Genomic DNA, 8,825 nt, shown 5'->3' with positions numbered 1-8,825 from the left:
ATTGGAGTGCAATCGGCTTGGGTATAAAAGCGAATATGTTGTGCTGTGTCGCCTGCTGGAGATAATCACTGACGATACGCAATTAAACATGTTGGGCGATGCTCTATTTTTCACCCTTCTGTACCAGCACAATGAAAAGGATTTATTTTCTTCTTTCTTTAAAGGGCTGGATAAAGTAAACCGTATAAAAGTAACTCATGACAGACAAATCTCATTAGCAGCTTCTTCCGTGGCTTATTATGCGCAACAGCGCAGTATTTTTATAAAAAATTTCATTGATGACATCGGTGAAAATTTTCTGTTTGATTCGGACACAAGAAGAAAAATAAGAGCAAGTCATGCTCAAACAGAAAAACGCTGATGCTTTTCTAATGAGAGTAAAATGAACTATTTAGGACTGGACTGCTCAGAAAATGCCAGATGAAAGCCTGGCATAGTCATCGAAAGAGTGAATGCAGTACGTCAATCTTTACTATTGAATCTTGAGTATTCATCCAGAATAATTTTTTCTATGAGTTTATTTATTCTAACGCCCTTTGTCTCGGCCATTTTGACCAACGCATTCTTGGATTTTTGGGATATCTCAGCATTTAGTCCTGCTTTTTTATTTCCGGTTGCATTTTTTTCTCTACGTCTATTTTGCAAGGCGTTTTTATACGCACTAACAAATATGTCTTTCTTGATAAAAACATCACGCACGTCGTAAAATAAACATAAAGAATCTATTGCCCCAATAATAGCCAGTCTTCGCTCATTATTGTCAACGGGTTTAAACCAGTTTAAAATGCAGTCGGATAACTCTTTTTTCTTTAACAGATAGTCCCATATCTCATCAAGTTCTGATTCGTTCTTCTTATTTAACCATACTACATTTCTGACTGGATAGATGAAATTCATCCAGATGAAGCGGATCTTTTCAAGAAGCCCGCGAGCATCTACAGAGTTACTGTGATTTTCTAGTGTATAAAAGAAATTAATAATAATGCGACTTCTTTCTCCTGTGCTCCCCGTTTCTTTAGGAAGTCGAAAAAAATCATAGATAACAGTATCATCAGGTATATTTGGCGACCATACCAGTGAGGTTTCTTTTATTATTGAGATAGAGTAAATTTCATTTTTAGCAAGTAGTCCTCTCAAAAATAACCACACCCAGAAAATAGCACGCTCATTTGCCACTCCCTTTAACCATTTAAAATCTGATGGTGTCAGTTTGTTTTTTTATTCGCTCTCTCATATCTTTGACTTAAAGCCTCCGAGTGCTTCATCAAGGAATTTGTATCTGACTGGACGCTGTGAGTTGATGGGTTATTTTCATGAGGCTGGGTGGGCGGTGAAACGTCGGATACTGCAGAGGGGCGAGATTTATCTAATTTATCAGCACTGGCATTCTGCTGATGGTTCGGAGAGCCATCTCTACTAGAGGACGTATTTTCGATTTCATCTTTTTGATAATGATTGCTATTACTATTCATTTTTACCCATAAATCTAGAAATTAAAAGAATATAAACAGGCTTAACACATAAATAAAATGGCGTCAAAACACATTTTTAAAAGACCTTAAAAAGGGCAAAAAAAGATATTAAAATTAATCTAAAAAGAGTAATAAAAGCTATTAAAAAGATATAAAAAAATACTTAAAACAGATTCAAAAAAGAAGATAGAGAAATCGTCAGTATTCAGCCATCAGTGCATGTAAATTGCATTATTGATAGTATTTCATCAAGTATTTTCATGAGAAGTACACTAAAATATAAGTCTGGTGGTTATTGATATGCTCTGGAAATATGATAAAGCATTCATAACAATCATCAGGTTGCTCCGGAGCGTATAGCTCTATCTCACCCAGCAGCTGGCGACGACCGCTCGTGAGCAATGGTGAGTGATAAGGAAGATGCCCCTGTTAAGTTGCCTGGCCTATTTATGGCGCTGTAGAGAGTGCCAGTCCTGCTGTGTATCATGGCGAACAGAACATCAGTGCGTTGCCCTACCAGAGCAATAAGTGTCTGGTTATGTCATTTCCCCTGACTTATTTTGCGTGGGCAGTAGTCAGTTCTGAATATTGGGCCTCTGGGCGTAGAGAGGCTGTCACGAACAGCACCTCTTTGAGCGTTTTTACCCCGTAGGGATAAGCGTTCGCCGTGTATAGACAATTTGCTCGCCAGCCCTCCTTAGCATACGTAGCGCGTGAAGAAGGGTACGGGAAGCCTCGGCTGTGCGGCGCATTGCCAGCCAGGGGGAAGCATCAGCGTTCAGTGGTGTTCCGCATCAAAACGTTGCCGATCGGCCCTCTAAGCCCGAGGGGCTATGACGCGCAGGTAGGAGAACAAGGGTGATGGTCAAAAAGCTAAACCGAATGATGTTGTTGGGTATGCTGGATAGCGTCCGGATCGCATAATGAGGGTGCCGGTGGGGATGATCATGTCGGCTGGCTTTGACCTGTTCAACAAAAGCCACAATATGATGTAGCGCGCATCCGAACTCGAATATTAAGTGTTTTGCATCAGGTCGTATTTATACGATAAGTCACTTTCATTACCTGTGATTTGTTGCTCGCCACCAATAATGCTCTCATTGCAAGCAGGAAAGGCAAGTACTCGCAGGCTTAATGTTTGCAACGCACAAATAGCTTGATGGCACTTACTCAGCGTCGTGGGGAATACATCGGTTCGTCCTGGATATCGGCGATGATGCGATGGCCTTTATTGTAAAACGAGTAAACTCTTACCTTAGACAATATGGTATGAGAACGATGCCCATTCCTCCTCGTTGACAACAGGCATCTTCTCCCGAATCTATTCACTACGAGGACTTTTATTATGACAACAACAAATGAATCGGCAGAAAACAACAAAACTGGCATGACATTATTGCGGGATGACCCACTCCTGAACATGACTCGTTCATCTCGAGCTTTACAGGAATGATGGATAAGCGACCTGCCGGCATATTCATTCTGGTCCGTTTGCTAAACCAATTAAATAGGGGGGAGTTCTTGCTGGGTGAAAGGGCGTTTATGCATAGTGCATTGTATACGATAAATAATAACTCCAGAATTGATATTCTCCACTCTACAGGAAGATGCGTGCCGTTATTATTCATGCCTGATGGGGATGTTTGGTCAGGTATCTGTCGGATATAAATATATTAAATTAATGATGAGTTACTTAAATACACGTACATCAAGTCAATGATAGTTATTTAAAATCAATCATATCAAATTAATGATGGGTTATTTAAATTACAGTCTCTAATGATGAGTTACTTAAACCTATTCACTAAAACCATTTAAACTCATTCACTGATAATCCTTTTACTGAGATACCAATTACACATACTTCATGAAAGCCATACTCACAGATATTCTACCCTTGATAATCAATAACACGTCATTCAACGCTTATCCCTTTTATCCAATGATACTCTTCTTGCTTATGAAAATCATAATTGCCTTTACTGCGTAGTAATCATTCCGTTAGTCAATATTTAAAACTCATTCCTCGCTCATCAACTTCACTCAGGATCCATTAGTGCATTGCGGTGCCAGAAAGTGGATCTAAAATAAACCCTCTCTAACCGGAGTCAATCATGCCTGAACCCTATTCTTACCATCCGTTATACATCGAACGTATTCAATACACCGTCAATTCCGCTCTCTGTCACCATTCCCAGCTTGCCTGTTTCTTTGTCACGTTAAGATTTCCACAAAACAAAGTCTGTCGTGATGACCATGATGCTATTTCGCGATTTATTGATGCCCTGAAGTATCAGATTAACACCTACATTGATGTTAAGCGCTCGCAGGATAAACGCGTGCATTCCACCACGCTGCATTACATCTGGGCGCGAGAGTTTGGTATCCGCAATGACAATAAACACTATCATGTCGTTTTGATACTTAATAAAAACACGTTTCATCAGTTGGGTCATTACAGCCTTCCTGATTCAGGACCGGGCTCGCTTGCCAATATGATCCAGAGGGCATGGTGCAGTGCAATAAAATTACCTATTGGATCGTATGCAAACCTCGCCAGCTTTACACCTGAATTTCCGTGCATGTGGATTGAAAACAATGCTCCATTCCAGCGTACGCAGGCCGAAAAACGCATGTTTTACCTAGCAAAATACTATTCCAAACGCGCTGGTGACAATAAGCACTCATTCGAATGTAGCCAGTCCAGGCCCTCACTGTTGAATGGCCGTAAGCGGTCATAAGCCACACCTGAAGAGGACGAACCAACTCCATAAGACTCGCTGCAGCAGCGTAGATGGCATCTGACACTTAAGCTGCTTCTGGGTAAAAGACCCCGATCGCTGGCGTTTTGCATCAGCCTACGGGCAGGGGACTAACAGCGTGTTGTTAACAGGGGATCCCGTCAATCAGTTCAGCAATTTGATACGTGGATCGTAACCAGCCTGATTTTACCGATCATTACAACGCGTTCGTATACCGTGCCAGTTATCAGGCCTTGGAGCGCAGCAAGGCTTACAGTGCATCTGAGCGTTCAATCGGTTATAGCCAGAAGTGATCTCTTACGCGACACCAATACGTTGAGCACATTCTTCAGGACGGCTCTGATACGTTTATTCAGGAAGAGATAAACCGACTTACCTGATGTTTAAGAAACGTAGCATCGCAACCCCTAAACGCGAATGCCGAAAAGTATCGCTTGATAAGTTCACGCCAAAAGTCAGCCCAATCCTATGAACCCAAAGCACAGTTCCTCCCCGAGCACGTTCTTGACTGAAACGTGACCTTTTCATCGCTTGTCACCCTGGGCGGATAGACTGCAACGGGTATCCCTCACGCTGGCAACTACCCGCCATACTGACGACCTATTAGGATATAAGAATGGATCTTAAGACTACACAACGCATCCTTCAGGCGGCTATTGACCAATATCCCAGATTGATTGCACTGAGCTTCGAACTTTATGGAGATAGCAATGACCCCCAAATGTTCTTGTCGAGATTTCAAGCCGCATTTGAGCCACTTTTTGACGGATTGATAGACGACAGGATTTATGAGGGCAAGCTCGCGCCACCAACACAGTTACGCTATCTGTGGTTTCCCACGCCAACGGCGCTTCATGCGTTGGTGTTACTGAATCAGAACAGTATATGGCAGCCCCGCGACGGTGAGCTGTGTGATGCCATTGCGGCTGTCATTCATTGCCTAAATCGGGCAGGACAACAGGTTAGCGGTAGGCCTTGTATTAAATGGCAAGAACCTCCCTATTTGCCGTTAGATCGCACTCAGGCGGGATCTTTTCAGAAGAACTATACCGTTCTCCTCCAGCATATTTCCAATCTGATACCTAGCACTCCAAGTAGAGGTGACTGTCACGTAGCCCAGCGTATAGACGCTGCTGTGTAATAAGCCCCTTGAACGCATCAAAGCATCGCGGATAAACAGATAACAATGACAATCTAACACGACACCCCCGCGACGTTGACGCTCCCCATTTATCACGTCCCCAGCTAGGCTGATGGAGCCAATCCGGTATTTTTTAACAGATGAACGCCATCCTCTGAGGGCGTACCGGCGAACACCATGACTCAACCTCGTCGAACGTCTCCCACCATTGAGCACTCAGAGGGAGAAATACATTGAACACTACAGATATCCATCAGTTTTCAGCTGAAGATCCACTTATCGACATGGCATTTATCACCACATTTACCGGCATGACCGACAAGTGGTTCTACAAGCTCATTCAGGACGGTACTTTTCCTAAGCCCATCAAGCTCGGACGCAGCTCTCGCTGGTTTAAAAGCGAAATAGAAGCCTGGATGCAGCAGCGTATTACGCAGTCCCGCGCATAGCCTCTCAGTTCGCCATTCACTGCAAAACCCACGGTTCGTCCATCCCAAGCCATTATTCGCCCCCCATCAGTCAGCCCATTAGAGGGCCATTTCGCCTGCGCGTTATGTGGCGAAACATGCCTGATGCATGCCAGAAATGAACATAGGCACTCACTGTGAATTCTAACATTCAGAGTGGTGCCGGACGGGTGTTTCATCTCGGCAACCCCGCCAAAGACATTCTCCGACAGACAGTAGCTCACTAAACTGAGGTAGTTCTATGAAAAATAAACACGTTAAAAGCGCCGTCAATGAATTCGGCTGTCTTATCTCGGCATCAGAGTTCTCAGATCCAACGTTATGGAAATTTTACTGCTTTCATTGCTCATGCCCGATGGAGTTAGTGGTGATACACGGTGAGACAGCGTATTTTATCCATGACCCCATGCAGCTTACCGAAATAGCTTTCTCAGCATGTCCTACCCTAGTGTGCTAACCCTTCGCTAGGCGCTTCCCTAGAGGGATACACAGGTCCTGATAGTACCTCAACCTCCGACTTTTAACGGCATGGGGCGGATAAGCTATACCGGATTATCAAGAGAATAGTTGCACCGTGGTGGGAGTGCCTTCAAAGCCACAATACAAGAGAATGTGATAATTGCTCATCATATCGAAGTCAACTCAGAACCCACAGCCGATAAGCTACGCTCTCACTCTGTTTTGCAACAAGCTTTAACTTGAAACACCCCATCGGTGAAGCTGACCCATTTTATCAAATTGGCATTCAGCATTTTCAATCTGCAATGTGGCATAGGAACGGTGAATTTGTAGCGTTCAGGCTAGATGAAGGGCATTACTCACTACCGGCCTTATTGTATTGGTTATGGGAAACGAATAATCAATGCTCAACGCACATGTTGCTGTTACTAAACCTCAACGTCTTTTACGCACCTTGCAATATTGTTTCGGAGAATATGGTCAATGGACACCTGACGGACTCTATCCGTCTGCAGTACACCATGATAGTGGCGAAGATGTTGCTGAGGATGTTTTCCCTGCCGATCTGGTGAGAAGGCAAACCATGCCGCTGGCGGATCTGATGAACCTGCGCTTCTGTCATCACGTACATACGTCCAGATGCTGCCGGTTTTCGTCTTATCTCTGCTCGGTACCAGCACTGTGTTACCAACGGTGCAAAAGTGGGTCTTCCGCAACTTGGGTGGATGAAAACTAATGAAACTTTCTAGTTAAAAAGGCTCTAAGTTGTTTTAAGTTAGGGACAACAAATGACTTCACTTCAGGCTCTGTTACAGTTGCCGCGCGGATGGCAGGTCGTCCAACAAATCACTAGCCCACTCGGTGTGAGTATCAATCTCCGGGCTACCCGGAAATCAGCCAATTGCCCTGAATGTCTGAAGCGCAGTAGCTCCGTGCATAGCTGCCGACGGTGGCGTATACAGCATCTTCCATGCTCAGGACAAACGCTTAATCTAACCTTTGCTGTCCGCCATTGGTACTGCCGTAAGTCGGCATGCTCGCGCAAAATCTTGGCTGAATCTCTGCTCCCTTTCGCTGGCTCTAGGCGGTAATCCTCAGAGGCTCTGCAGAATTTACAGCATCAACGGTGGCTAATCGTCGGTGGCGAGGCCGGGAAGCGGGCTGCAACAGCAACGGGTAATGCCGCTGAACTGTCGCCCAAAAAAATACTCCTGAAGTTCAATCAGCATTCTCATCGATACTTCTCCTTCCGGATCGGAGCAAGCAACAGAGGCGTGAAAAGCGGCATCAACGTTGGGCAGAAGTGAACTCACTCCATAAAAATGGGCGAGGGATCAAGGTAATATCTCGTATCACCGGGTTATCGCGGGTAGCTGTTCGCCGATGGATACGGTCGGTTACGTTACCTAAGATGTCAACCCGGCCACCGAAGCCCAGCCTTCTTGATTCATGGCGCGTTTGGTTGGAACAACAACAGGAAAAGGGTGAGCATAATGCCAGCCAGATATTGCGGGAAATGGTGACTATGGACTTCACCGGCAGTGAAACAACGGTCAGAGATGCCATGACCAAATGGCGGAAAGGGGTGACGGAGCCACTTCTTGCTGCGCTTCGTCTTTCCTCAGCCTCAAAAGTCAGCCGCTGGTTGATGCCATGGAGAATAATCAGAGGGGGAGGAAAACTACGCATCACGGTTTATCGGGTTGATGTGAGAAAATGAGCCTCAGCTAGCACTCGACTTTTACAGAATGCTGAAAACGAAAAATAAAACATTGTTCAACCCGTGGTTCATTAATGTAAGCGAAAGCGGACTGATTGACCTCCTACGGGTTGCCGCAGGAATGGAATCTGACGCAGCCGCAATAGTCGAAGCTATTTGTTCCAGGTGGAGTAACGGCGTTGTTGAGGGACATCTAAACCGACTGAAAATGTGGAAACGCCAGATGTATGGTCGTGCCGGGTTCGAGTTGCGGCGGCGGCGAGTGATGAGTCCTCTTGCATGATCGGATCCACCCAAGTTGCGGAAGACCCACTTTTGCACCATTGGTAACACTGAACTAAAGTGGAAACCTGATATCGTTATCAGTTTATTTGCGACCGTACACGGTTCACTCAGTTATTGTTGAGTGGGAGACATTAACGTATCAGCATCACCTCTTTTCCCCAATTTTAATCGTACATAACACTGATTATCTGCGCTGTAATGTGTCACCAATATAGAAATGTCACTTTTGCGGCATAAAGCATAAAATCTTCTCTGCAACAATATATTAGCATCTTCTATGATGCCAATTTCAGTAACAAAAAAATAGCAGTCACGAATTAATAGCGCGCTAATTATGTATCTATTTATTAGTTGAGCGCTACATCACAATTTTGATCCAAGACAAAAATTAGGATTTTTCACTTTTTAAGTGAAATTTCATTGAAATCCCTCATTGGTAAAATAGGCTGCACATTCTCTCACACCTTACCCCATAAGGATTGCAAGGTTATTTGCTGGAAAATTCTTACATATCAATAT

General features: G+C 44.3%; 5 protein-coding genes and 2 pseudogenes. 5 read left to right on the top strand and 2 right to left on the bottom strand.

The annotated features are described in order from the left end of the window. Positions 1-361, top strand: a 361-nt coding sequence (locus tag BN1044_RS23565; protein WP_175421599.1) for a hypothetical protein, incomplete at its 5' end; no start/stop codon positions are given. Between the two features lie 101 nt (positions 362-462). Here BN1044_RS23565 and BN1044_RS09575 read toward each other — a convergent pair. Then, positions 463-1,176 (bottom strand): hypothetical protein, encoded by a 714-nt coding sequence (locus BN1044_RS09575; protein ID WP_072308481.1) that lies wholly within the window; start codon positions 1,174-1,176, stop codon positions 463-465. Between the two features lie 2,410 nt (positions 1,177-3,586). Here BN1044_RS09575 and BN1044_RS09570 point away from each other — a divergent pair. The 3 genes from BN1044_RS09570 (at position 3,587) to BN1044_RS24310 (ending at position 6,299) form a co-directional block, all read left to right on the top strand. After that, positions 3,587-4,213, top strand: coding sequence for a YagK/YfjJ domain-containing protein (locus BN1044_RS09570; RefSeq protein ID WP_072308480.1), 627 nt, complete (start codon positions 3,587-3,589; stop codon positions 4,211-4,213). Between the two features lie 1,446 nt (positions 4,214-5,659). Continuing rightward, positions 5,660-5,824 carry a helix-turn-helix transcriptional regulator gene (locus tag BN1044_RS09555; RefSeq protein ID WP_081329562.1) on the top strand — a complete coding sequence of 55 codons (165 nt, stop codon included), beginning with the start codon at positions 5,660-5,662 and terminating at the stop codon, positions 5,822-5,824. Between the two features lie 259 nt (positions 5,825-6,083). After that, on the top strand, positions 6,084-6,299 hold the full coding sequence (locus BN1044_RS24310) for a DUF7828 domain-containing protein (RefSeq protein WP_438830563.1): 216 nt from the start codon (positions 6,084-6,086) through the stop codon (positions 6,297-6,299). A 505-nt stretch (positions 6,300-6,804) separates the two neighbouring features. Here the strand turns inward: BN1044_RS24310 and BN1044_RS09550 are convergent. Further along, positions 6,805-6,981 (bottom strand): annotated as a pseudogene (locus tag BN1044_RS09550) (IS66 family transposase); the annotation flags it as partial. 108 nt (positions 6,982-7,089) lie between these two features. Between BN1044_RS09550 and BN1044_RS24305 the strand changes: the two are divergent. Beyond that, positions 7,090-8,304: pseudogene (locus BN1044_RS24305) on the top strand (transposase). The last annotated feature ends 521 nt before the right edge of the window (positions 8,305-8,825 follow it).

The sequence above is a fragment of the Hafnia alvei genome (assembly GCF_900095695.1).
GTDB lineage: Bacteria > Pseudomonadota > Gammaproteobacteria > Enterobacterales > Enterobacteriaceae > Hafnia > Hafnia alvei_B.
The sequence above is the reverse complement of the archived record's forward strand: the minus strand, read 5'-3'. Positions and strand labels throughout refer to the sequence as shown.

What these genes read in the sequence shown, in the direction of transcription:
- BN1044_RS09555 (WP_081329562.1), top strand. Translation starts at nt 5,660, where the DNA reads ATGGCATTTATCACCACATTTACCGGCATGACCGACAAGTGGTTCTAC.
- BN1044_RS09570 (WP_072308480.1), top strand. Translation starts at nt 3,587, where the DNA reads ATGCCTGAACCCTATTCTTACCATCCGTTATACATCGAACGTATTCAA.
- BN1044_RS24310 (WP_438830563.1), top strand. Translation starts at nt 6,084, where the DNA reads ATGAAAAATAAACACGTTAAAAGCGCCGTCAATGAATTCGGCTGTCTT.